Origin of the sequence: Cryobacterium sp. TMT2-4 (assembly GCF_004402575.1) — a bacterium.
GTDB lineage: Bacteria > Actinomycetota > Actinomycetes > Actinomycetales > Microbacteriaceae > Cryobacterium > Cryobacterium sandaracinum.
In genome coordinates this window covers 69,441-95,195 of sequence record NZ_SOGE01000046.1, presented here as the reverse complement: position 1 = coordinate 95,195, position 25,755 = coordinate 69,441, and the positions used below count along the sequence as shown (strand labels likewise).

The 25,755-nt window shown below is 61.1% G+C and carries 17 protein-coding genes and 1 pseudogene; 8 read left to right on the top strand and 10 right to left on the bottom strand.

Going from position 1 to position 25,755, the window contains the following annotated elements; translation table 11 throughout:
* The first annotated feature begins 235 nt into the window (after positions 1-235).
* The 5 genes and pseudogenes from E3O54_RS16120 to E3O54_RS16105 all read left to right on the top strand — a co-directional run bounded on the left by E3O54_RS16120 (position 236) and on the right by E3O54_RS16105 (position 9,748).
* Positions 236-1,594: a pentapeptide repeat-containing protein gene (locus E3O54_RS16120; RefSeq protein WP_134402062.1), complete on the top strand. Its 1,359-nt coding sequence runs from the start codon at positions 236-238 to the stop codon at positions 1,592-1,594.
* A gap of 229 nt (positions 1,595-1,823) precedes the next feature.
* Positions 1,824-5,546 (top strand): hypothetical protein, encoded by a 3,723-nt coding sequence (locus tag E3O54_RS16115; protein ID WP_134402061.1) that lies wholly within the window; start codon positions 1,824-1,826, stop codon positions 5,544-5,546.
* A gap of 384 nt (positions 5,547-5,930) precedes the next feature.
* Positions 5,931-6,281: pseudogene (locus tag E3O54_RS17435) on the top strand (translation initiation factor IF-2 N-terminal domain-containing protein); the annotation flags it as partial.
* A 471-nt stretch (positions 6,282-6,752) separates the two neighbouring features.
* Positions 6,753-8,027 (top strand): ATP-binding protein, encoded by a 1,275-nt coding sequence (locus tag E3O54_RS17105; RefSeq protein WP_241976948.1) that lies wholly within the window; start codon positions 6,753-6,755, stop codon positions 8,025-8,027.
* Entirely contained in the window at positions 8,024-9,748 is a 1,725-nt protein-coding gene (locus tag E3O54_RS16105; RefSeq protein WP_134402059.1) for a hypothetical protein, read from the top strand. The genes E3O54_RS17105 and E3O54_RS16105 overlap by 4 nt, the downstream gene beginning before the upstream one ends.
* 411 nt (positions 9,749-10,159) lie before the next feature.
* On the opposite strand, the gene E3O54_RS16100 is transcribed toward E3O54_RS16105, so the two are convergent.
* Complete coding sequence (locus E3O54_RS16100) at positions 10,160-12,718, bottom strand: DEAD/DEAH box helicase (protein ID WP_134402058.1); 2,559 nt, start codon at positions 12,716-12,718, stop codon at positions 10,160-10,162.
* 3 nt (positions 12,719-12,721) lie between these two features.
* Positions 12,722-14,737 carry a site-specific DNA-methyltransferase gene (locus E3O54_RS16095; RefSeq protein WP_134402057.1) on the bottom strand — a complete coding sequence of 672 codons (2,016 nt, stop codon included), beginning with the start codon at positions 14,735-14,737 and terminating at the stop codon, positions 12,722-12,724.
* Between the two features lie 603 nt (positions 14,738-15,340).
* On the opposite strand from E3O54_RS16095, the gene E3O54_RS16090 reads away from it, so the two are divergent.
* On the top strand, positions 15,341-16,195 hold the full coding sequence (locus E3O54_RS16090) for a nuclease-related domain-containing protein (protein ID WP_166805278.1): 855 nt from the start codon (positions 15,341-15,343) through the stop codon (positions 16,193-16,195).
* A gap of 71 nt (positions 16,196-16,266) precedes the next feature.
* Here the strand turns inward: E3O54_RS16090 and E3O54_RS16085 are convergent, their stop codons facing one another.
* Both E3O54_RS16085 and E3O54_RS16080 read right to left on the bottom strand, forming a co-directional pair.
* Positions 16,267-16,527, bottom strand: a complete 261-nt coding sequence (locus E3O54_RS16085; RefSeq protein ID WP_134402055.1) for an AlpA family transcriptional regulator — start codon at positions 16,525-16,527, stop codon at positions 16,267-16,269.
* 183 nt (positions 16,528-16,710) lie between these two features.
* The gene (locus E3O54_RS16080) at positions 16,711-17,406 is read right to left on the bottom strand and encodes an SOS response-associated peptidase (RefSeq protein ID WP_134402054.1); all 696 of its coding nucleotides are present in this window, start codon (positions 17,404-17,406) and stop codon (positions 16,711-16,713) included.
* A gap of 572 nt (positions 17,407-17,978) precedes the next feature.
* On the opposite strand from E3O54_RS16080, the gene E3O54_RS16075 reads away from it, so the two are divergent.
* Entirely contained in the window at positions 17,979-19,040 is a 1,062-nt protein-coding gene (locus E3O54_RS16075) for a hypothetical protein (protein WP_134402053.1), read from the top strand.
* A gap of 101 nt (positions 19,041-19,141) precedes the next feature.
* On the opposite strand, the gene E3O54_RS17430 is transcribed toward E3O54_RS16075, so the two are convergent.
* The 6 genes from E3O54_RS17430 to dprA form a co-directional block, all read right to left on the bottom strand.
* Complete coding sequence (locus tag E3O54_RS17430; RefSeq protein WP_370248102.1) at positions 19,142-19,348, bottom strand: hypothetical protein; 207 nt, start codon at positions 19,346-19,348, stop codon at positions 19,142-19,144.
* 203 nt (positions 19,349-19,551) lie between these two features.
* Positions 19,552-20,475, bottom strand: coding sequence for a ParA family protein (locus E3O54_RS16070; RefSeq protein WP_104170602.1), 924 nt, complete (start codon positions 20,473-20,475; stop codon positions 19,552-19,554).
* A 354-nt stretch (positions 20,476-20,829) separates the two neighbouring features.
* Complete coding sequence (locus tag E3O54_RS16065) at positions 20,830-21,249, bottom strand: DUF3846 domain-containing protein (protein ID WP_134402052.1); 420 nt, start codon at positions 21,247-21,249, stop codon at positions 20,830-20,832.
* A gap of 375 nt (positions 21,250-21,624) precedes the next feature.
* Positions 21,625-22,560 (bottom strand): DUF3560 domain-containing protein, encoded by a 936-nt coding sequence (locus tag E3O54_RS16060; RefSeq protein WP_134402051.1) that lies wholly within the window; start codon positions 22,558-22,560, stop codon positions 21,625-21,627.
* 14 nt (positions 22,561-22,574) lie between these two features.
* Positions 22,575-22,727 (bottom strand): hypothetical protein, encoded by a 153-nt coding sequence (locus E3O54_RS16480; RefSeq protein WP_166805276.1) that lies wholly within the window; start codon positions 22,725-22,727, stop codon positions 22,575-22,577.
* A 349-nt stretch (positions 22,728-23,076) separates the two neighbouring features.
* Positions 23,077-23,997 carry a DNA-processing protein DprA gene (dprA, locus tag E3O54_RS16055; protein WP_134402050.1) on the bottom strand — a complete coding sequence of 307 codons (921 nt, stop codon included), beginning with the start codon at positions 23,995-23,997 and terminating at the stop codon, positions 23,077-23,079.
* Positions 23,998-24,391: 394 nt separating this feature from the next.
* Between dprA and E3O54_RS16050 the strand changes: the two genes are divergently transcribed.
* Positions 24,392-25,720, top strand: a complete 1,329-nt coding sequence (locus E3O54_RS16050; protein WP_134402049.1) for a M20 family metallopeptidase — start codon at positions 24,392-24,394, stop codon at positions 25,718-25,720.
* The last annotated feature ends 35 nt before the right edge of the window (positions 25,721-25,755 follow it).

Here is a 25,755-nt window from a genome sequence, read left to right as displayed (position 1 = left end):
GGGGGGGGGATCGTGATGTCGATCACGCAGTCGACATCGCCGGGGGCTCGAAAATTTCGTGCTTCTGTTGACGCCGACCGAGAAGAGGGCCAATAGTGCCGGTCGATTTCTGGCGTTAATGGTCACTGTTTCAGTCGGCGCTAGAAGCTCCTCTTTGATCGCTCTCAGGAACGGTGCTGACTCTCCACCAGCACTATGGACAGTCTGAACGCCGCACGGTCGATACAGTTGCCCCATGATCCCTCGTCGACAAAGTCATGGCCCCAAAAGGGCTGGCTTTCCATTGGGCACAAGCATTTTTCTCTGGGTTCTGGTTCTGGCTCTAACTGCCTCCGGTGCATGGGTGTTCTTTGGCCAGACAGATCTTTTCACGTGGAGCGATCAGGCAGATCGTGTCCAATATTCGTTCGTACTTGCTGGGGGAATCGGAGCTGTTGCGGCGCTAGTCGTGTCTTATCGAAAGCAACGGCTAGCGGAAGCCAGTGCGGTTCTTGATCTCGAATCTCACTTTGGTGGGCGCTTCCTGGCGGCGACTGAGCAACTCGGCAGTGGTACGCCAACGGTCCGTATGGCTGGAGCACTATCGCTTGCCAGGCTTGCTGACGATTGGGTCACCCAGCGTCAAATGGTGATTGATGTAGTTACTGCGTATCTACGAATGTCCGCCAATGAATTGGAAGGTCCAGAGCTGGAGATCCGGGCCTCACTTTTCAGGACCATCCGCGACCATCTACGTCCGGCAGCGTCGCCACACTGGCAAGGACTCAATTTTGACTTCACCAGCGCAGACATGACAGGGGCTGACTTCACTGAGATAGAGACGCGCGCAGGGACAACTCTAAACTTTACGGAGGCGGTATTCAGTCGAGGCTTTGTGCGTCTGTCGGGAAATTTCACCGGCGAGACTATGGCCTTTACAAGAGCACAGTTTTGCGGTGCGATCGTGGAAATCAGTGGGTCGATTGACGCCGAGCTATTGGACTTTGACGGCACGGACCTTTCGGGCGGGGCATTGCGTATGGACGGACTGACATTCACGGGAAACAGAATCTCATTCCTTGGAATGTCTATTCGGAAGGGCTTTCTCAGCTTCTCAGGGTCGACTTTCGAGACCCAGAACATAGATTTCGCAGGCATAGTGATTCTGGATGAGGGCTCCCTGTTGTTTGATCATTGCGATGTGCAAAGCGGAGATTTGAGTTTCATAAGTGCTCGCCTTGCAGGCAGCAACACGTACTTTGCAGGCACCAAATTCTCGGGAACAACGCTGTTTTTCAACGGGACTCAGTTCAGCGCCGACAGGGTGTCGTTCCATGACGTCGATTTCGGAGGAGCCGTCGTCAATTTTTCCGGAGCAACTTTCTATGGGCCGTCTGTAGATTTTCATAAGGCCAAGATTCATCCCGAATCTCTCGAGCTGGCGGCTGCTGCCTGCATTGAAGGGGTTGTCGACTGGGGGCAACTCGAAACAATGCGCGATGCTTTCGCCGTCTTCCCTGACAAGGGCAAGCTGCATGCGGAACAGAATGAAGATCGCGAAATGGTAATGAAGCAAGTCCTCGCCGAGTTCGCTAAGCAACGTCAGGAGGAATAGCTTTCTCCTCCTTCCAGTTGCGCGGTAACCGCTCGAGTGGGTCGGTTGGTCATGCGTCAGCTTCCACAAAAAACGTCTGAACGCCCAGAGCGCTAATGTCCCGAAGAAAGGACGTTTCGGCATACTCGTCCAGCGTTTGTTCGGCACCGATGCTCAATAGTGATGTGCAACTGAGCGGTCCATCCGGCGCCTGGTTCAGGCGGGCGAGTTCCGACAATACGATGAGCGCATGCCCGAGAATATATTGCCACCTCTAGCCGGGTCCGGTCATGGTACCGGCGCGAACCTGTATGTCAGGAGTTTGGCACCCCAGTTCGACGGCGATCAACATCAGGTATATGCGGACCTTCTGCTGAGGGCGCTAAACGCCGAAGGAACAAAGAACATTGCTCTCACCGGTGCATATGGGACAGGCAAAAGCAGCATCCTGGCCAGTCTCCGAGACACACACCGCCGGCGAGTGGTCGAATTGTCGCTCTCGACCATTGCACCGGGAGTTCCCGATACTGACGGTTCGGGCGGGGCGTTATCTCGCACGAACCAGATCCAGAAGGAGCTCGTTAAGCAGCTCCTCTACCGTCTTCCGGCAAGCTCGGTGCCGCAATCGAGATTCCGACGAGCCAGCGTGCCAGACAAGCGGCGCGACTGGGCCATCGCCGGCATCGGAGGCGCCGCAGCATTCGTGCTCCTTTCTGGACTCGGTCTCATTCAACCGCTCGTTGAAGCTCTCCTTCCCATTCCCTGGCGGCAATGGGTCGCATACGGGATACTCCTCGCTGCTATGGTCAGCGCCACCTGGACAGTGCTCGTCATCGTGCGAGGGCGGCCCGTGATGAGCGCCTCCGTGCAAACCGGGCCGGCGACCATCACGTTGTCGAAGCAATCCGAAACCTACTTTGACGAATATCTCGACGAAATTGTTTACTTTTTCCAAGCAAGCCGCCGCGACATCGTACTGATCGAGGACATCGACCGGTTCGAGGACGTGCAGGTCTTTGACACCTTGCGCGCACTTAACAGCCTCCTCAATGAATCGACCCAGATCGGACGGCGAATCGTCTTTGTCTACGCGATCCGGGACAGCGTGTTCGAAGAGATCGGAGCCTCACCCGGAGCCAAGACGGCCACAGATCCTGTGCCCGTGCCCGACCGCGCCAAGTCAACTCTGAAACGAGCGAGCCGCACTAAGTTCTTCGATGTCATCGTCCCGGTGGTGCCATTCGTAAGCGCGGATAACGCACGAGACATAATGTCCGATGCAATGGCGAGCGACGACTTCGAGATCAATCCAGCACTCATCCGACTCGCCGCCCGGCATGTCGCGGACATGCGAATGATCCACAACATTCGCAACGAATTCGAGGTGTACCGGGATCGGCTCATCGTCACCGAGAACCGGATACCGGGGATCGATGACGACCTGGTATTTGCGATCGTCCTCTACAAGAACACCCACCTCGCTGACTTCGAGAAGATCCGACACCGGGAGAGCTCGCTCGATCTGCTGTATTCCGTATGGAGAGCCCTCGTTCAGGAAAACGTAACTGCGGACACCACACGCCTGATGCAGCTGCGCCAGTTGCGCAGACAGGAGTCCACGGCAGATGCACGCGCCCGACGATTGGGAGGACGACTCGAGGAGTTCGCCGGGCTCCTGCGCGCGGCCGCGCAAGCGTCTACCCCCCAGGCAACAGTCGAACTCACGACACCCGCGACAGCCGCGAACGTGGCGGAGCCGGAGGTCTGGGCGCGAATCGTTGAAGAAGGTTCCCAGACGATCAGACTGCACAACCCGGGGAATCGATACCAACAGGTCATGGATTTGTCCTTCTCGAAAGACCAGCTCAGCCAAGTTCTGCGGACCACGATCAATGATGCCGATTGGGAGGTCGGCGACCTGGCACAGATCGACGCGAATATCGGTCAAGCCCAGGTCGATCTTGGGTTCCTTCGGCACCACACATGGCAGAAGCTCGCTGAAGAGGCAGAACTCACCGTCGACCCTGTCCCGTTTGCCTTAAGCGACTCGACTGGTGCACCCATCACCAAAAGAATTCCTTTTGAGGACGTCATCGAAACGGTGTTGGAATCAGATTTCGCACGCGAGCTGGTCCGACATGGTTTCTTGACGCATCATTTTGCGCTCTACACGTCTCGCTACTACGGCAACCATCTCGGCCCGGACGCAATGGAGTACATTCGGCGGTGCATAGAGCCGGGCGAACCCGACATGACATACGAGATAGGCCAAGACGAGGTGGTGCAGATCCTGAGAGAACAAGGTGCCGCCACAAGTGACACCGCCGATCTCTTCAACGACGCCAGCATCTTCAACGTCAGCATCCTCGACTACCTCCTCGCTCACCGACCCAGAGCAGCCTCAGCTGTCGCCTATCGGCTGTCTCGCCTCGACAAAGCAGAGCAGGATTTTCTGGACACCTACAGTTCACACGGGACCCACCCAAACGCACTCCTCGCAGCAATAGCACCCTATTGGAAAGGGGTCCTCCGCTACGCTGCTTCCTCACAACTCGCTACCGACTCGCGCACTGACTCGATCAACGCCGTGCTCGGCGCCCTCCCACACGCAGGCTACGAAACCGACGACGAGGTCGCGTCGATCATCGAAGCGAACTATCAACACATGGAGGCGATCACACAACCTAAGTCAGAGAAAGCAGCACAGATCGCCCTGGGGATCGTAAAAGCCAACGACGCCACACTCATGGATCTCGCACCACTCAACGCAACCGCACGCAAGACCGCTGTAAAACTGAACTTGTTCCCCCTCACGGAACAGAACTTGCGGATTCTCATCCCTTCGGGTCCGATTGCCCTCGACACCCTCCGCACGAACACGGATCTTTACCAGTACGTGGTCAAGCAACTCAACACGTTCCTCGCCCTCGTAGAGACTTCGCCGAATTCGGTCCTGACGATCTCTGACCCGGCATTTTTCACGCTTATCCTCGTCGATATCGCCGACAGCGTGAGCTCCACGCTTATCGGCGAGGTTGTAAGAACAACAGACGCCCGATTTCACGTCCCCCGCCTCGACGACGCGCCATCCGAAGCCTGGCCGCACCTCGCAACCCACCTCAGGACAGACCCCACGTTCGAGAACGTCTCCGCCTACCTCGCAGAGTACGGGCTCGACGCGCCACTCGCCGCGCTGCTCAACAAATCCAAGAAGATCACCGAATGGGACACGTACCCCGTAACCGAACGACTCGAACTAGCCCTGGCCGTTCTTGGAGCGCGCACAAAGCTACCTTCCGTCACGACACGAATCCGCATCGCTAAGAGCATCGCTCCTGGAACGATCCCCACCGAACGGATCGAGCCTGAATCCAGCGATCTGATCGCGAAGCTCATACGCGCCCGCCTAGTGACCGACGACGCATCTGCCTTTGATGAACGCCTCATGATCGACTGGGAAACTCTCGCCGCGACCATCGAAGCATCAAAAAAATTCGCAACCTTCGCTTCCCCCAGCGTCCTCACCCCAGGTCATATTCCCGCGTTCCTACGACGGTCTACGATTCAACTCGCCTTCCGCCACACGGTCGTAAACGATCTTCGCTCTCATCTTGACGGCGCCACCCGCAAACAAGCGTTCAACATCGCGAATGCGCTGATCGAAACCCGTTGGACACTTCCCTACGAGCTGCTCGAAGCACTCATAACCTCTGGGGCGAGCACAAATCAGGCGGTCGCACTCATCCACTTGCGCGGCGAGAAACTATCGACGGAACAATTGAAAACCCTCCTGCACACGCTCGGTGGTGAATATTCACGGATAGCAGCAGGCGGACGCGGTCAGCCCACCTTCGCTGTCACCGACGCCCACATCTACATCCTGAACCGGCTCCTCGCAGACACCATCAAAGGAATCGAAACCAAGTCCTTCAAGCTCTTGGGACCTCGTCTGGTAGCCAGTCTTCAGACCTAACCGGCAGGCTCACAAACCAACCAAGCTGCGGAAGAAGTCGACGCAGCTGTAGGAACTATGACCCCGATAAGCGCCTGCCGACTCTGAACGACAAGGCAATCATGATCCGTTCGCGGATGAGGATCGAGTGGGTGAGGTGACGCATTTGATCTGTCAGATTGAACTCCAAGACCCCGGGATAATCGCCGTCAAACACGGAGAACGCGACCGATACGGGGCGGGATGACAGATATGGATCTGGTGCCCAGCTGAGCTGTACTCCAAATAGGCACCGCTGCGCCATCCCTTGTGACTGTTAGCGCTTCGTGGCGACGTTCTGTGATCGCTTTGTGACGTTATCAAGCGTCTGGCGCTTCTAAGGTGCCAGCGTCCGTGCGGGAACGCATGTCAACTGACTGGCTTTCGGGCGCCTGTCCGGATGGCGCGAGGCGGAGTGCGCGAGCACGCGACACAAACCGGTTGTCGCATGCACCGGCTCGCTCCCTGAATCCTTCACGCTGTCAGCGGCGTCGGCTACGCTCCGATTACGTGCTGAAATGCGGCGTCCCTGACGCGGTGAATGGAAGGCGCGTTCGTTGCGAAAACACGGGGGTAGGTTTGGCGAAGCTACGGGTGCATGAAGTTGCGACTCAGCTCGGACTCGACTCGACAGTTGTCTTGCGGCGGCTCAGGGAGATGGGCGAGTTCGTCAAGGGCCCGTCGTCGACAATCGAACCCCCTGTCGCGAGAAAGCTAGTCGCCTCGTTTTGGCCGGCCACGCAGAACCCTTTCTCCTCCCCGTCTCCCGTACGAAGACGTCCGCCAGCCTCTGAGCCCGATTCTCCGACATTCATTCAACTGCCCGGCGTCCGTTCGGAACCCGATGCTGCTGCCGTCTTGGCGGTGGACCCAGAGGCGCCGTCCAGCCGCGAGTATGGCTGGTATTCAGGCCCGGTTAACGTCCCTAGGCAACCTGACTTGTTGCGCGCGATTGTGAGGGCTGAGGACCGCTTCGACGTGCTCGCTGGTCAGAGACGAGCACTTGCCCGACTTGGGTCGCAGGTTGTACACGTAGCGCCCGCGAAGCATTCGGTACTGGCCGCACCGAAGCACTCACCCTCTGCTGGTTCAACGGTGGCTCTTGTCCGATTTAGCCAAGCTATCGAGTCGGCTTTCGGGTTCACTCGAGAGGTCATGGTGCTATATACACCGTATCCCGATCTGCAGATGCGAACATATGAGGCCGCCTTTGAAGAGTTGAAGTCCCTCAAAGGCAACGTCACACCAGACGTGATATTCATCTGGTCGAAGGATCGCCGCGCCCAGCTAAAGCTCGACGATTGGTCTACTCCCGGTCGACTCGCGATCCCGTTCGTCTTCGACGAGGAGGATCAACTGGGCCTTGTAGCTCTTCTGCGCCAGCACCTCCACGTGAGAGATCTTTTCAACGAGACAACTCCCGTATCCGGAGCCACCTTCTTCGGTCGGAAGACCCTACTTCAGTCACTGCGTGACGACGTGCTCAGTCAAAGCGTTTCCGGCATCTTCGGGCTCCGGAAGGCGGGCAAGACAAGCGTTATGTATCAGCTCCGCGAGGATCTCGCGGCTGAAAAGGTCATCTCGGTGCTCATCGACCTTGAGGTATACCCTTCGCCCCCTGAAGACCCCATCAACGACATCGTCGAAGACGTCCGGCGCCGAGTCCTCGATGAGTTGAGACTCCGCAAGCTGAGCGGCAGCAAGTTGGCGACCTTGCCCGAGTACCCCACTATTTTGCAACTGAAGAACGCACTTCAAACGCTGGCCAGGAAGCTGGATCAGGACGGGTATCGACTCCTCATCATGCTGGATGAGATCGAGTACCTCACCCCGGCCGGCGTGGATGTGGCCGAAGGACCCATGCCTCGAATTGCACAGTTCTTTGCCGCGCTCCGAGGCGTCGTGCAGGAAAGTTCTAATTTCACGTTCCTCGTTTCTGGACTCACAAGCGCAATCCTTGAGAGCGGACGGCTGTATGGGCGCCCGAATCCACTGTTCTCCTGGGCGAAGTCGCGTTACGTCGGCCCCCTCGCAAAGCTTGAAGCGGACAGACTAGCCACCAATCTCGGTGCGCGGATGGGGATTGCGATAGACCCGGGAGCTCTCGAATCTCTGTATCAGGCATCCGGGGGCCATGCCTACCTGTACCGTAATCTCGCCTCGACGGTGGTCGCGACGCTTCCCATGGACGAGATGCAAAGGCGCATAACTCGCGCCGTGGTCCTTCTCCACTATGACGACTGGTCCGTCGCAGTTCGCGGACATGTGAGGGAGATGCTTGACCACGTTGACCGCTACTATCCGGTCGAAGGCATCGTCCTTGACCTCATGCGGGAGAGCCCGAACGAGATCACGGAGCTCGCGAAAGATGAGCCGGAGGCGGCGCGACGGCTCAGGAACTTGGGAGTGCTGCAGGCCGTTGACGGGGTTGACGAGTTGAGCGTCCTCCTGGACCTCGCATGAGCTCCGACGTGTTGGAGTCTTGGGTCGAGGGGCTTTTCCAGCAGTGCACGCGTTGGAACATCGTGTTCGTTCAGCTCGGCGAGGCATATCCAATTGCGCGCGACGCCATTGCGCCGAGCGTGGACAGCATCGTTTCAGCTGTCGACTATCTGGACAATACCGAACTGGAGGGCAAGCTTCGTCTCGTCACTGAGCTGGAGAGTCTCGCCGAACCAGGTGCTCCCAGCCTTGGCCGACTGCGTGAGCGCGTCATCGCGGACCGCGATAACGGCACACGGGTAATTCTGCTCTCGCGGCGACCCAAAATCGCGTTCCCCACAGCGCCAGGTAGCCAAGTTCTATGGGACGCCAAACTCGTTTCACCCCCGCTGTACTCAACGCCTGAATCATGGAACTTTGGAGAAGAAGCGACGCGCGAGGGCGTGCCCGCGGAGATCGTCATCGAACGAGCGCTGCGCGAGCTTGGAGAGATTGCATGTGCGGGCTTAGATGCCGTTCTCTTTGAGGACGGTAGAGCGTCCGAGGAGCTCACTTCGTTGGCAGAACCTCTCCTAGACGCCCTGCTCGGTGCTGGGATGATCACTCACTCCGGGGACAAGCTCTGTTGGGCGATCTCGGACGGGCGCTTGAGCGTGCGGAGCGCCCTAAGCGAAGTTATTGCGGGCATGAATCGGCCTCAGGATGACTTTGCCCGGGTTGCCTCAGACTGCTGGATTGTCGAGCGAACTGTGAAACAGGCACTCCGCGCACGGGCGAAGGCGCTTTGGGGAGAAAAGTGGAGAGCTGAGCTACTCGGTGTGAACCTGTCGTCAGCGGCGTTGGGGCGTGCTTGCGGCGGGACGTACGCGAGCGCCGAAACACTGGAGGACATTCGCGACCCACTCGAATGGTTGACGCTCACGGAGACGCTCGGCCTGTTGGACCACGCGCAGGTTGGGACTCTCGGCGTTTCCCCATCGATGTGGACACTGATGAGTTCTGAGTTGCTCCCCGTCAAAGACCGTATCGAGCGAAGCCAACTCATGAGACGATCGGATGTCGACATCGCCAGTCGCTGGGTAGACCTCCTTGCACAGCGCTTGACGGCGTCTGGCTCACCAAGCCCGTCGGAATCAATCGCGTCTGCCACGACCACCCAGCACGACTTGCTCGTGAACCTCCGTACCGATCTCGCCCTCAACCCCCAGTTTCGCCGCGACATCGAGAAGGATCTGATGTCGCTCGCGCTGGCTACAGTGAGGTTTGTCGCTCATACGTTGGACACAGTCCCGCCCTATGTTGCAGCTTTTTCTGACCGTGCAGATGCCCCTTTGGAGCGTGCCGTTCAAGACTCCTTCAAACTGTTTCTAGACTCCAGCGACCTCGCCGGCCGCTCGGCAGTCGAAGTATCGAGTGTCGGCGGTGGCCGAGCTGATGTCGTCCTTTACTTCAACGACGGCAGCCGCTACGTCACCGAGGTGAAACGCGAACTCGCAAGGGCGTCGCGTGACGAGCTCGAAGCCAGCTACCTGCCGCAAACAGTCGCCTACCAATCCGCCAACGTCCCGTTCGGGCAACTGCTCGTTCTGGACCTCACCGAGGGCAGGGAGGTGCGCTCTGAAAGGCTTGACGAATCGATCTGGGTAGCGCACAGCCGCAACGATGATGGAGTCGTCATCACGAGCACGATTATCGCCGTGGTTCGTGGTAACCGCCCGTCCCCCAGCCGGAGAAAGAGTTAGGGCCGGCATCAGCCCATAGTTCCACCCGCTGCTCGCCGACCGCGCGCTAGAAACCTCCTACGGTCACCGCGCCCGGGCCCAGGGCCCACTCGCGCCTGCGAAGTGTCTCGCAACCGAAGTGTGCCCAAACCCAGGGGCTATAAACCGATGACTACCGTTCTGAGTCTGCGCCGGTAACCAAGTCGATGCGACAAATAGCGATCACAGAACGCCGCCACATAGCGCCGAAAGCCACAGCCACTCGCGCGAGACTTCGCGCGCTGTATCCCTTCCTGATCGCGGTGCCAAGAGCCTCAAACGTCAACATCGGGTTCGCCGCGCTGACTTGAGCCCGACGCAGCACCAGCGCGAGCGCTGTCTAGGTGCGACGCCTCAAGAACGAGATCCCACGGTCAGCCATCCGGGGCAAACTCAAAGTGGAACGCCCTCAGCCCGAATGATCTCTTTCGCGGTCTTGCCATTACTGATCATAGAAAGCACCCTGTCGCTGACTTTCAAATCATGCACCGGCACAGCGAGCATCTCGTCATCTATGCGGTCGATCGCAAGAATGCTCCGATAACTGCCACCATGAACTGAGGCGTAGGTAGCCAGGCCCTTCAACTTCGGGATAGCGTCATCGAAGTGGCTACCGTGCGGGTCGACTATAGATACCGAGAGGCTTCCTTCGTCATCGCGGTGGAAGACCAAGAAGTCGGGGTGCAGCCCCGCCCATACGCCTGTTGTCACTTCGTATGGGATTGTGAGCGAACGAGGTCCGGATGCGGGATTTCGGTACCACGGTGCACCATCCGCGGCTTCAACCTTCAAGACCTCACGCTCGAGGTCGTTGAGAGCCGAAACATAGTATTTCGAGTCCTTCCCATCAACAAAGAGGTGGTTGGGCAGACGGTTGGGGTCGTCAGCCCGAACGTAGGCCAGGACTGCGGCCTCGTCCGTTGCTTTGTCTCCCGGCGCTGAAACCGCTTCCTCAACGGTGCTGGGTATGACCACTGTTGTCAGCTCAGGCGTCTTCGCTTCACCCCTGATGACGTCGTAGTCACTGCGGCGCCCCTCGGAAAGCTGCGAGATGTTCTTGCCGTGTGTTTTGAGCCAAGTGGCAGTAAGCGCGTGGGCGTACGTGTCTAAGGAAGTGGTTGCCTCGAGGATGGTTCCGAGCGCGGCCACGGTCACTTTGTGGCCAATGATGTCGCCCGGGACTTTCAGCACGAGATACTGCCAGTAGTCTTCCGCGACGCCGTCTTTCAGTGTCCGTGAGGCCTTCCGGAACACGTCATCGATGTTGTTGGAGTCGCGCTTGAGCTTGAGGCTTCGCGCTTCTCCGGTGAGCATCTCACCGGAGAACGTGATTTCGACGTGTTCCAGCTTCACGGCCTCAATGTCGGCCTTTCGCGAGGTCAGCCTGTCGCTCAGTTGAGCGGCAATGGCATCGAGTTGAATGTTGATCAGTCTCCTCACCTCGGCAGGACCCTCAAGATAAATATCGTCGCCGGCGAGGGCTGCTGCTAGGCGGTGCAGTCTCTTGACGCCCGGGGTGATTATTTTGCTCGGGATCTTGTACGAGGGCAACGCCGAGAGAACCTCGAAGGCATCTTCTGTGCTGGGGCCTCGCTCATAGGAGACGGTGCCACGAACAATTTCGACGGGGATTCCATTTTCTCCGTCCTCTTTGAATTGGTTCACGACAGCCGCGACACCATCGGAGTCGAAGCGGGGCAAGTAACAGGCGACCTTGTTCAGGGCTTCATTGGATTCGATCCGGCGAGCTAGCGGCTGCCGAATTGTGCGACCGATCAGCTGAGCAATATAGGTGTGATCGTGGGCAGTTCGAAGCGACACGAGGACCTCGGCGCGCGGGCAGTCCCATCCAGTTGTGATTGCATTCTTTGCGAGGACGATGCGAACGTCGCTGGCATCTTGAATGTGATGGGGCTGCATGTAGGTGACGATTCGACCATTGCCGAGGTCAATCATTTGATGCTCGGCGAAGGTGTTAACGAAAGCTCGGACGGTCAATCCCGGCCACTCGCTGAGCACGGCATCTACGATTTCACGTAGCTCATCGTCAGTGGGCAGGTCCTGAACTTGGATCACCATGGCGGGTATGACGCGCGCTTCACCTTCGACCTGGCAGTATTCGGCCCATGCCGTCTCGAACTCACGGAGCTTTTGGACTCCAGCTCTGATCAGGGTCGTGTCGGCCTCGAGTGTCCCAATTGTTGATGCTGCGGGGTTGTGAAGGACTATGCGGTCCTTGATTATGCCTGACCGCTGTACATCAGCAATGCTGACGGCAACAGATCGTGCTGTCCGCGCCTCCCCCTTAATGGCTGTTTCGATGGCTTTCTGGAACTTGCCGGCCGTCGCGGAGATGCCAACGATTACAGCGACAGGTGCAGTCCCATTCACGATCTTGTTGATGATGGTCGCGGAGTCACGGTCGCTCTTCTGTTCGACACCACGATGAGCTTCATCAATAAAGACAATGAAGTTCGCGCCGAACCTTCGAACCGTGTTTTCGATGGTGTCCCAGATTGTGTAGCGCTGCTCATCAGTCTTCTTCGAGATGATCGCGTTTTTGTTGGCAGCTTGGGTGTTCAGGAACGTGATCGTGCCTGGATCAAATGCTTCCTGGTTGATTCCATGCCCTGCCGTAATGGTTCTGAATCTGCCCAGGCCCCGTAGTTGGCTCGATGAGAGCTCCATCTTTTCCAGCGTCTGCGCGTTGAGCGCCGGGTCAGTTGTCACCCACAAGATGGTGGTGTCAGGGTGGGGCTCGTCCACGAGATCACCGCCTTCGATGAGCTGTTCAATCACGGCAGTCGCAATGACCGTCTTACCTGCGCCGGTGGCCGCGGAGAGGACCACCGCGGAATATTCCTGCTCGTCATATGCGCTTTGGGATGACTTGATGCGCTTGATGATGCGCTCAACGGCGTCGGTCTGGTAATCGGTCAATGTGAACTGCATCGGCTAGTCCTTACCGTTGATTTCAAATGTGCGCAGGTAGTCGCCGTAGAGCCGAGTCGCGCTGAAGGAACGGCTCTGAGCCGGAAGCGAAGACACAATTTGTTTGTATGCCGACTCCTGATTGGTGATGATGAAGGCGTGCCGGAGAGTGGGTGCGTTCCTTCGTGCGTCTGCGGTGAAGTCTGCCGAGTGCTTCACATCGAATAGGACTCCGTAGGATCCGTCGGAGTTGATTGCCCACCCAGATTCAGGCGCCGCGACAATCACTGATCCTGTTGCTCCGGCCTTGACCCAGAGGAGCGGGGCGATTGCGGTGAAGCTCTGCCCAAGTTGGATCAGATCTGGGTCCTCATACGTCAGCTCGAGGAATTCGATGTTCTCCGAGAGGCCATCACTGAATGTGGACCCATCACCCCGGATCCCAGTTACGACCGTTTCCAGGCGTGGTCTGGTCACCTTCTGGAAGACCCCCTCGGCTTCCCAAGCGGGATCACCAGGAAGCGCGCCTGCCTTTGATAACGCAGCCGCAGCCTTGGCCCCGACCTCGTTGTTTGTCACCAGAATCGCCTGGCGCCTTCCGCCGTCCTGGGCGTTCAGTCTCATTACCGCTTCAGCTGTTGTCCCTGTACCCGCGAAGAAATCAAGAACTATGGCGTCTGAATTCTCAGCTGATACGAGATTGACCCAACGGCCGACCACATCAACATCTTTTGGGAAGGGGAAATCCTTGGAGCCGAGAATTGCCTCCAAATACTTGGTGGACGAGGTTCGTTTTCTCTCAAAGACAGAGGTCGGGACGACCATCTCACCCTCATCGAGGTACGTTTTCCGGTTTATGAACTCTGTGTGATCCGCGCCCCACATGATTCGACCAGCGTCGATTTCCTCTTGCATCCTCTCCGGCTTGGAGAAGATCCAGCCCCGACTTGGAAGTCTTACAGGGAGACCAGTTATCGGATGCAGTACGTCGTACGTTGGGCCGCCACCGCCCGGCCAGGACACGTCTCTTTTCCTGAACACGCGGCCGTCGTCCTCGAACTCATAGAAGCGATTGTTCTCTTTGGCCGCATGGCCTGCTGGCAAGTTTGCAATCCACAGTTTCATGGAGAGCGTCGCGGTTGCGACATCGCCCCCTGAGGTTGCCCAGGACCGGGCTGCGGCCTCCCTAATGTCGACCAGGCCGGGGCGCGGTTCGCGCCAGCGAAGGTTCGCCGCATTGAGCGATTCAACACTCTGGGCATATATCAGCATGTAATCGTGCCCAACTGATACGAAGCGTGAGTCGTTCTTTCTTCCCCCATTCCAAACAACATTGGCGACGAAATTCTGAGCACCGAGTACCTGATCGCAAAGGAGCTTCAGTCGCGCCTGCTCGTTGTCATCTATCGCGATGATAATCACGCCGGTTGCCTTTAGAAGACGCTTCGCGTGCTTGAGCCGCCTCTGCATGAAGGAGAGCCATTTCGAGTGACGGTACGCATCTTGACCATCAACGAACCGGTCGTTATAGATCCAGTCGGCTGAGCCTGTGTTGTAGGGAGGATCAATATAGATAACGTCGACTTTGTTCTCGTGCGTGTACATCAGTGTTTCGAGGGCGTAGTAGTTCTCTCCCTGAATAACGAGGTGACTGGGCTTATCCCCGCCGCGTTCAGTACGACCCAGAGACTTCAAGCCGGCATAGATTGGCTGCCCGAAATCTTTGACAAGCACGAGTTCATCTATGCCCGCCTTGAACTGCTCGCCGGCCACGCCACCAAATTCATCCAGCTCGACAATCGTGGCCGAGTGCCCCGACACTGATCGGACCGTGTGATTCACGCGTCCCGTGTCGCCTCTGCGGCGAACAATGTCGTCGCGCCGAGGCGCGAGCCCCGGGACTTCGATTGCTTCCGGCGTGTGATCCTGGAAAACAAGGCCGAATTCTTTCCGTTCTGTCAGCACTCGTACTTGTTCAGCGAGTCGTGCCCGCAGGCTCGGGTCCTCGATTTTGTTGATGAGGTCGTCAATCGTTGCCACCGAGAAAAGCCCCCATCAGTTCGGAATAACTAGCCTTCAGCGTAGTGCCGGCAAGGTGATCCCCGGCGTCCCTCGGGCGCAGCCGGCGGCAGCGTATGGACTTAGCGCCGGAGCATTCCGCGTAAGCAGTGGGGCTGATCGAACGCGATGTGACAGCCGCTCCGGGCAGTCCCAACCGCTCGCCACCTATGCGCAAGGCTGAGCCTGAGGTCGACGAAATGTTCTAGGTCTGGAGACCCGCAGTGGACCTGCGGAGCAGCGGCGGTTCTGGGGGTATATCGACCATTCGGAACGAGGGGAAGCGGTCCAGTCCAGCGGTAACCTCTGGGGAGTCAGCAATCAGTCGGACGGAGCTGGTTCCCGCGTTCCCGGCCTGCACTGCATCTACAACATCGCCGACGATCCAGGCAAGGATCAATGCCTGGTTTGCGGCGACCCGAGCGAACGGAAGTAGTCATGGAATCCCAGGGGGGAGGGAACCAGGTAGCAGACCAGACGGCAGCAGAGCAGACAACGGCGCGCCCGCACACGTCGGGAGCCGGGCGTAGAGCGGCGCCCCGGGTCATCCGGGACCTCCGGGGCAACGTCCCCGGGCAGGGCCTCATGATCGAAGTGCTCCGCCGCCAAGCGGAATCCGGAGAGATCGTCCCCGAGACCGGCGCCGTGCTGTTGACAGACGCCGCTGTGCCGTGGCGGATCGGCGCGCTCGGAGAGATCCAGGTCGGCGTGCATCTCGCGCAGCTCGGCCCGGAATGGACCGTTCTGCACTCCGTTCCCGTCGGGAAGGGTGAGAGCGACATCGACCATGTCGTCATCAGCCAAGCCGGGGTGTTCACGATCAATACGAAACGGCACGCGGGCCAGAAAATCTGGGTCGCTGGGCGCGGGTTCATGGTCGGCAATCACAAGCAGTCGTACATTCGGAAGGCCAGCCAGGAAGCGAAACGCGCGGAGAAGATGCTCTCCCTGGTGACCGGGATGACGGTCCCCGTCTGCGGTGTCATCGCTCTCGTCGACCCGGCCAGCATCACCCGGAAGGCCCCGCCCGAGGGCGACGGTGTCGAACTGCGCATCATCGACTCCCGCGACCTCTGCGCCACCGTCAGCGGCCGCCCCATCTTCAGCGTCGAACAGGTCGCCGCCATCGTCGCCGCGGCAGCGCAACCCGGGACCTGGCACGCGGGCCCGCACTCCATCGAGGAACCCGCCGAGATCGCCGCCGCCTTCCACGCGCTCAGCGACCGCGTCGTGGACGAGGCGACGCCGCCCATCATCCTGCGTCCGCGCACCGCGGCCTCCCCCACCGCGACGCGCACCCGTCAGCCAACGGCGGTGAAGCCCCGCACCGCGCGGCCCAGCAAGAGAGCCCAGAAGGCGAAGGAGAAGCGCCAGGCCGAGATCATCAAGCTCGTCGCGATCTGCGTCGGGCTGACCATTTGGTACGTCAGCACCCGCTAGCCGCAGGTTGGCATGTCGAGTGTGCGGCGCGCCCTGGCAGAGGACGCCCTCGAGCACGAATCGAAGGCGTCCTAGACGCCTTGCCCGGCCACACCGGCATTCATCACGCCGAGAGTCTTCCAGGCCGTGAGCTTCGCCTCCCAGCCGTCGACGCTGGATCGTAGGTAGCGGACGGACTTCTGGGTGAGAGTAACGAAGGCCGGGCCTTCCCCGAGACCACGCAGTCGTGCGAGTTCCTTGCTACTGAGTCCCAGCCGTTCGCCCGCTTCCGCGGGGGTGAGTGCGCGTCGTTGTGGATCCGCGATCGGAGGCCGGCGACGCGTTACTGCCATGAGCGGCACCCCAGCTTGTCTGTCGTCGCGGCTGGCATGGATTGATGATCAAGTACCTTGTCGGCGTCCAATCACGACAGACCTATGCCGTGGTCGAAGTGGACGACGACTTCTTCGACTGAGACTCCGCGTAGTTGGTCCACACCGAAGAATTCCCAATCGGCCGGGGCTCCCCACGCAGCACTACGAGCTGATCGGTTCGATCAGTCGCCGGTCCTCGCTATCGAGAGTGCGGACGTTGTTGACTGTCCGGGCTACCGGGTACGCCGTCACTGTCTTGGCGATAGCGATGGAGCTGCGGTCAAGCATCGAGAGGACTTCCTCCTTGTCGGTGATCTTCTCCGGGCGCAGCCATTGGTCCCACACGTCCGGGGTCAAGAACACGGGCATCCGGTCGTGGATCTCACCGGACGCGTCGCGCGCCGCGCGGGTGATGATCGTGAACGAGACCTTCCACACACCTCCCTCCTGGCGGGCCGCGTACAGGCCGGCCGCCGCCAGCACATCGCCATCGTCGTGGAGGAAGTAGGGCTGTTTGCCGTCGTCCATCTGCTGCCACTCGTAGTACCCGGCCATGGGCACCAGGCACCGTTGGCTGGCAAACGCGCTGCGGAACATGCCGTTACTGGCCACCGATTCCAGGCGTGCATTGATCGGGGCAGGACCACCCGGCTTCGCCCAACCCGGCTTCAACCCCCACGAAGCCAAGTCCACGTCCCGCTGCACGGTTTCGTCGTGGATCCACTCGCGCACGACCGGCGCAGGATCCGTGGGGGCAACACTGTACGAGGGCTTCCACTCGGCGGCGTTGTCGCCGGTGGCGTCGAAGACGCTCAGCAGCTCATCGGTGGTGCTGGGAACCACGAATCTGCCGCACATACTGTTGAAGCTACCGCTCCCCCGACCTCACCAGCAATGGAATCAACCCGTCGACCTCGCGGCGCAGCCAGGAAGAGGTACGTCAGACGAGTCGAACGACACCGCACTCCGGGCAGCACCAGAAGGGGCCTTCATCTGTGCCCTCGATCGCCATGCGTACCAAGCATCGTTCGCAATTCGGTACACCAAGGTCGTCCATGTCGGTCACACTACGCCGGGCACCGCCCCGGACACCCTCGATGAATCCGGTCCGTCACCGGGCAGGACGACTTCTCGATGCGGTTCGGCCAGAATCTCCGACACCGCTCCCCCGGGCCCGTCGGGCTCAATCCTGTTGACCAGTTCGCCCGAACGACAGCGACACTCGGCACGAATCGTTCCGGTGGGCGGCCTCGAGATGAGGCAGTGCTCACAGTCGGGTGGCACTCCCAGGTCATCCGAGCCCTGGACGGCACAGAGTACCCCGCCACACGGCGAGTTCCACGCTCTCCGAGACGAGCGGCCGTTTCGTATTGCGTTATCGTTATCGTTATTCCGTTTACGTATTGCGTTGTCAGTGATACGATATGGGTATGAGCATTCCTGAGATCACCGACGTGCGCACCTGCGGTTTCCCCGGCTGCGAGGAGCCCGTGGACGCCACGGCCGGTGTCGGCAGGCCCGCCGGCTACTGCGTCAACCCCGCTCACAACCGCGCCGCTGCGTGGCGGGCCCGCCGCGCCGAGTCCGGCCGGGTCGAGCGCACCGTCGAGGACGACAAGCTCCCCGTCGATGCGGCACGGCAGCGGGCGAGCGTGCTGCGGTCCCAGGTCGCCGGAATGGTCGAGCACCTGCAGCAGCAGCTGGTGGTCCTTGTCGACGAGCTCCGCACCGTCGCGGACCCGGACGCAGCCGAAGCACAGATCGAGGCCGTCACCTCCGACGCGGCCGAGCAGGTCGCCACGGCGGCAGCCCGCGCCAACCGTGCCGAGACCGCCACCCGCAAGGCCGAGGCCGAGCGCGCCGAAGCTGACGCGGCAGCCGAGGAATCAGCTGCCCTGGTCGACGAGCTCCGCACGACCCTGGCCGCGCTCGAGCAGCGTGCCGCCACCCTCGAGGGCGACCTGGTCACTGCGGGCGAGGACAATGCACGGGCGATCACCGAGATCACCGCCCTCACAGACCAGGTGGCCGCTCTGAGCATCGAGAACGCGGCCACGACCGCACAGCTCGCCGAGGCCCGGGAGCTCGTCGCGGCGGCCACTGAGGCCAAGGACGAGGCGCTGGCGGCCGCGCGCGACGCGGTCGCGCAGGCCGCCGCCGCGGCCAGCCGCTTGGAGCGGGCCGAGACGGATGCTGCGAGCACCCGGGACCTGCTCGATCAGGCCCGGACGGAGCGCGAGAGCGCCCGGGCGGAAGCGCTCGTGCTCACCGGGCGCCTGGCCACAGTCAGCAGTGAACGAGACAGTGCCACGGCCGAGGCCGGCAGGGAGCGTTCCTACGCCGAGCAGCGCGTCACCGACGTGCGGGCCGCCCTCGAGCAGCAACTCACCCAGCTGCGCGCCGACCTGGACCAAGCACGCACCAGTGAACGCGAACAGCGCACCCGCGCCGACCGCGCCGAAGCACAGGCGCCACGCCCCAAGCAGAAATAGAACGCCGGCCCACTCCCCGTCTCGGCCAGAGGCGTACTGGGCGTGTTCCCGTCCGCCTGCGGCGCCGTCCCTCACGCCGAGCTACGGGCGGGGAGACCGCCCTAGCTCAGTGGTCGTCCAGCGGGGAGCGGCGAGCTATCACCCTGGTATCTCTCCCCTGCGTTGTGTGAGAGTTCACGACGTTCTACCTCTGCCAAAATGGCTCGCTCCACGAAGTCTGACCAGCTCTTATCGCCTTCGATGTGAGTCGTCGCCCGGTACGTTGCACGGGCCCGATCACGTGTGGCTACTGACAGATAGGTGGTCATCCGCGCAGTCGTGTCGACCACAACTGTTGCCGACTTCTTGGCTGGTGTGCGCGAGGGCTTTGCAGCGGGAGAGGCAACGGTTTTAGGCTGCTCACTAGTTTCCGGTTTTGGTTCAGGGCGATTTCGGGCCTGGAGCCGGCTCAGGTCATGAGCCCCGGCGCGGGGCGTGAGGCCGCCGATCTGTCGGTTGGGGGTTTCGTCGCTCATGCGAGGGCCTCCTGGTTCTCTGCTGCCGTAATCCTGGCCACGACTTCTTGGGTGATTGCCTGCAGGTCGTCAGCGACCGATGATGCTGTGCGTGGTGCAAATGTTTGTGCCTGCGCGTCACCCCGCCGGATCTCGTACCACTTCGGCCCCTTGCGGACTTGTGCGTCGAGTTCGTGCACCAGAAGACCCCGTTCTCGGGTGGCTTGGGCGGTCGCTTCGCTGTGGCGAACTGTGGCAGTGAAGACGACGTTGTTGTCGGCGTTGAAGAGCTCTGCGATGTGTTCGCGTGCTTCGCGCTGGACGACGTGGGCAGAGGTCCCGACGTCTACCAGGACGACGCCGAGGAGGTCGAGGGTGGGGTTCACTCCGAGGACGGCGTCGAGTCGCGCTGCGACGGCACCTAGTCCTTTGCGGCTTGATTTATCACTTTTGACGGGGACGAGTGCCCATCGCGCGGCCGCAACGGCCGCTGTCTGGAGCGTTTCATCGCCTGGTGGGCAGTCGATGAGGATCATGTCGTAGTCGCCTGCAATGGGCTCCAGCAGATGAGCGACGGCTAGTTTGGCCCCATCAGGGTCCTTGTTCGCTTTGGCAGCGAGACCGGCCGTGGCCTGGTCGAGGGCCGGACCTCCAGCGAATACGTCAAGGTTTGGTCGAACTTCGCGAATGGGGGCCGCTCCCCCTCCGAACATGAGTGCCTGAGCCAGTGCGCGGCCGGTGTCGTCCCGGTCGTCGTCCGTGTATCCGAGATCCTCGGCCAGGTTGCCCTGGGGGTCGAGATCTACCAGGAGTACGCGGTAGCCATTGTTAGCGAGCATGCCGCCGATGTTGGCGGTGAGTGTGGTCTTGAGGACGCCACCCTTGCCGTTGATGACGGCGATGACCCGTTCCAACGCGGTGCGATTGAGTGCCGGAGGCATACGTTCTCGTTTCTCTTGTCGTCATTAGTGACATTACAGCTAATGCTGTCATTAATGGCATAAGCAGCATTGCTGCTTATGCTGTCTTTGCTGCTTTTACTGTCTTTACAGGCATTACTTGTATTAACGCTATTACCTACAATGCCTGTATTACTGACAATAGCAGCATTACAAGCAATGACAGCGGACAGTCCAGCTATCCCGAGCCTTGCGGCGTGCTTGGGGCGGTGAGTACAGGCGCTTCGGCGTCGCTCTACGCTGCGGAGGCTCACGCTCGTAATCGCGCACGGTGGGGGAGTGTGAGGGGGACACCCCTCACCGGCCGGCCCGCCCGGGGCCAGCCGGTGCTTGCGGCTAGATGTTGCGGAGCATGCTCACCACGGTGGGGAACGGGGACAGGCTCTCAACGAGGGCGTCGACGGTCCCGGCGTCGGGCTTCTGCGCGAAAGACTTCTGGATTCGGGCGAGCTGTGCGTCGGTGAGGCCGACGGTTTCACCGTCTCCGGTGACGCTGACGGCGATGGCCGTGCCGAAGATGACCGTGCGGGAGCCGAGGCGGTGGGCGAGGACGGTCGCGGGCAGGTTCAGGGTTGACCCGTTGATGAGTCCTTCATCATCGACGAAGAGGTCGATGTCGTCCTCCAGGCCGACGACGTCGAACATCCGGCAGCCGATGGCGGCGATGATGTCCGCCCCGATGCTGGCCTCGTTCACGTCCAGGGTGGTGATGGTTTCGGTCGGTTTGATCTTGACGCTGCGGATGCTGGTGGTCATGGGGTTCTCTCTCCAAGGTTGGTGAGGTGCGCGGGGTCCCGAGCTCTCTCGTGGGCAGTGGTTGTGTTGTCGTCCACCGTTTTTCTGCCCTTGGTGGCAAGAGAAATCGATTGAGAGCGGGAGTGCCGCAGTGCCCGCACTCTCGTGCGAAATAAGGGAGCCTGCGACCGCGTGCGAGAGTGCGGGTGACGCAGGCACGCAAGCGAACTACGATGATTGGCCACCAAGGGAAGAAATGTTTTGAAAGAGTCAGGCCGGCGCAGCCGGCTCGGTGGTTGTCCGGCCTCCAGGCCGGATTCACCTGGTGGGGGAGTGTGAGGGGGCACCGTCCCCCTCACGGCGGCCGGCCCCGGGGCGGGCCGGCCTACGCGGCGGCTATTCGGGCCGCTGGTGCTGCTGGATCTCCGCATACGGGGCGGTATCGGTCCACGTGTACCCGGTGCTGACGCTGACGGTTTTGGGGTTGGCGCGGACGACGTCGCGCCACTGGCCGCGGATCTTCACCCGGTCACCCTTCTTGACGGTGCTGCGGTCGTAGCTGGTGGCCGTTCCGCTCTCGATCTGGGCGGCGCGCACGGCTTCCCAGTACGCGATCTGGTCGCGCTTCTCGGCGAGGTTGGGTGCGAGGTGGTCTGCTCGGGCCTGCTTCTGGGCGTCGGTTGCGTCGATGTATCCTTGTGCGTCGTCGTAGCGCGGGGCGATGATGCGTCGTTCTAACTTGCGCAGCTCAGCCCCCAAGGTGTCGATGCGGTTGGCCACCGTTACGGGCCGGTAGCGGGCGTCGGTGGTGTGAGTGGCGGCGTCGGCCCTTGCCTGGGCGTGGGTGGCGTCCGTGCTGGCTTCAACTGATTTACGCATGGCGTTATCTGCTTTGGTGATCGCGTTGCGGTGGCGGCCTTCGGAGTGGTGGCCAATCTTGATCGGTTCTCCTCCTTCGGGCAGGCGGTCAAGCGCGCTCCGGGCGCGGGTCCACGCGGCATCCTCGGCGGTTGCCTTGCGGTCGGCTTTAGCGGCCAGGGCGTCGACCCGGTCGGCCTGACGTCCGATCTTTCCGGCTTCAACCTCGGCGGTCGTGCGTCGCTCGTGGTCGATGTCGGTTTCGACCTCGAATCCGGCCGCTTCCAAGGCCTCCTGGGTGCGGGTGATGGTGTGGAGCTTGGGGAGGCGGTCGCGGGACTGGGGCACGAACCAGGCGCTGATGCTGCGCCCCCAACGCCAACCAACGGTCTTGAGGACGTCGGCGGTTCCGTCGCCTTTACTGGTGCCGTCGATCATGGTTCCGGCTGCGTGGCTGTGGGTGATGGTGAGCATGTTTTTTCCCTCGTTTAGGCGAAGCTGTCGGCGTAGCGGGTCGCGGTGCAGGTTTCTCCGGGCTGGGTATCTACGGCACCTTCCGAACGGCACCCTCTGCAGGCGCACCGGTCCGCGTAGCGCTCCCTCAGGTAGGTGTTCTCGTACCGGTAGTCGGACTCAGCCATGGGATCTCTTTCTTCGTGAACAACTGTTTTTTTGGCCTGTCTGGCAAGAGAAATCGATAGCGACCGGGAGTGCCGAAGTGCCCGCAGTGCCGGGCGAAATAAGCCCGCAGGGCGCGTCCGACACTGCGGGTGACGCAGGCACGCAAGGGATCTACGATGATTGGCCAGATAGGACAAAAATGCCCGGCAATCAGCGCCGCACAGCGGCTCCATATCGCTTCTGACGGCTTCGCCGTCGCAGTATCAGAGTGATATCAGAGTGATATCACTGTGATATTCCGCTGCGGGGGAGTGCGAGGGGGATTCCTCCCCCTCGCCGGCCAGCTCGGGAGCTGGCCGGCTGCCCGGTCTAGAGTGCGGCGGCTTCCTCAGCGTTCGTGACGAGCTGTGCACCGAATTCGCGGATCAGGCGGTGGCATCCGGCACTGGTCGGGGACGTGACCGGGCCGGGGACGGCGCCCACGGGGCGGGCGATTGTGAAGGCGTGGGTTGCGATGTTCAACGATCCCGACCGGTAGCCAGCCTCTGTGACGACAGTTGCGCGGGCGGCGGCCGCGATCAACCGGTTTCGCATCAGGAACCGGTACCGGGTGGGGCTCTGGCCGAAGCTAATTTCGGAGGCAACCGCGCCCGTCTCAGCAATCCGGGTGAGCAGAGCGTCGTGGCCCATGGGGTAGTACCGGTCGAGTCCACCTGCAAGGTACGCGACGGTGCGCCCGCCGCTAGCCAGCGCTGCCCGGTGAGCCATTCCGTCTACCCCGTAGGCTGCACCGGAAATGATCACGTGGCCTCGGCTGACCAGGCCCGCGGTGATCTCCATGGTGACGTGTTCGCCGTACCCGGAGGAGGCTCGAGCCCCGACGACGGCTGTGTTCAGGGGGTCGGCCAGGATCTCGGTGGTACCTCGCGCCCAGAGCGCGTAGGGGGCGGCGGTGCCGAGGTCGTTGAAACCTGCGGGCCAATGCGGGTGGTCCGGGGTGATGAGTTCTGCCGACCCGGTGTCTGCCGCCGCGAAAGCTGCGGCAATGTTGCCCCCGGTGGCGCGGGGCCGGGTGCGGGCGCGGAGTGTGGCCAGGTCGAGTCCTGCCGCGTCGCCGGTGCCGTGCAGGACCACGTTCAGGGCTTCTTCCGCGCCCAGGGCGGCGATGAGGTTGCCAGTGTCCCTGTCTCCGGGCTCGCTGATGATGGTCCAGATTCCGCGCGCAGCTGCGTCGGTAGTGAATCGCTGGATGGTGGGAACGTGGTTGCTGATGCTGGCGAGCGTGTTCATGGGTTCTCTCTCCCTCGTGGACAACTGTTTTTTTGGCCTGTCTGGCAAGAGAAATCGATAGCGACCGGGAGTGCCGAAGTGCCCGCATTGCCGGGCGAAATAAGCCCGCAGGGCGCGTCCGGCACTGCGGGTGACGCAGGCACGCAAGGAAGCTACGATGACCGGCCAGATAGGACAAAAATGCTCAACAATCAGTGCCGCGCAGCGGCTCCATATCGCTTGTGACGGCTTCGCCTTCACACTTTTGGAAGTGATATCACCGTGATATTCCGCTAGGGGAGTGCGAGGGGGATTCCTCACTGCCAAGTGCAATGCTGACCCAGCACAGGTTCTGGAGATGACGGCGCAGGTCAGGACGGCCCTAGGAGGTAATCTTCCTATCTAGGGTGGATATATGAGCCCTTCGTTAGTGCCGAGCACCACGTATCTGCAGAAGCTTCAGGCCGAAACGGCCCGCAGGATACAGAGCTATGAGTCGGTGCCGTCGCCGTTCTCCGGGGCCCCGGACGAGCTCGCAAGCGCCGTCGAAGCCCAGGTAGAGGCACTCGCCCGGGACCTGAACGACGTTGTTCACACCCTGCACGCCGACCCGGAGACCGCCTTCGCCGAGCATCGAAGCGCCGCTTATCTGGTGGAGCTGCTCGGTCGCCACGGGATAAGCGCACAGCTCGGCGTGCACGGGGTAGACACCGCAATTCGTGCCGAGATCGGGTCGGACTGCGGCCCAGCAATCGCGATTCTCAGCGAGTACGACGCCTTGCCCGACGTGGGGCACGGTTGCGGGCACAACGTGATCGCCGCCACCGGCGTCGGCGCCTTCCTCGCGTTGGCTAACACGCTCAAGGAGGATCCCGACGCATTCAGAGGCCGGGTGGTGTTCCTCGGTACTCCCGCCGAGGAAGGTTTCTCCGGCAAAGAAGTGATGGCCAGGCACGGCGCCTTCGACGGCCTCGACGCCGCGATCATGGTGCACCCCTATGGCTACGACCTCGCCGACCAGGTGTGGCTCGGCCGCCGCGTGCTAACCGTGACGTTCACGGGCGTCGCGGCGCACGCATCCGCTCAACCCTTTATGGGACGCAACGCTCTCGACGCCGCAACCCTGGCGTACCAGGCCGTTGGCCTGTTGCGTCAACAGTTACCGCCGGTAGACCGCGTGCACGCCGTAATCAGTGAGGGGGGAACACGGCCGAGCATCATTCCAGAGCGCGCGGTACTCAAGCTCTACGCCCGATCCAAGTTTGCGGACACGCTCAAAGACCTCAGCGTGCGGCTGAACGACATCGCGCGCGGCGCAGCATTGATGACTGGAACGAGTGTCGAGATCGACTGGGACGAGCACGCCCCCACCCTTCCGGTGCGCACGAACAGTGTGCTCACCGGTCGCTGGGTCGCCGCCCAGCAGCGCCGTGGGCGCCAGCCACTCCCGCTTAGCGTGGTGTCGGAAACCATCGCAGCGTCCACCGACTTCGGCAACGTAAGCCATCGCATCCCCGGTATTCACCCACTAATCAAGATTGCGGCACCAGACGTTGCCCTGCACACCCGCGAATTCGCGGCGGCCGCCGCAACGGATGCCGCGGAGTCAGGCGCCCTCGACGGCGCCTGCGGGCTCGCCCTCACCGCCCTTGATTTTCTCTGCGACGCCGGATTGCGCCGCAGCATGGCTCAAGAGTTCGCGGAGCAGGGCGGCGCGATCGATGTGCCGCACTTCTTCGACTGATTCCTAACTCCGTGCCCTGTCTGACAGCGCACGAT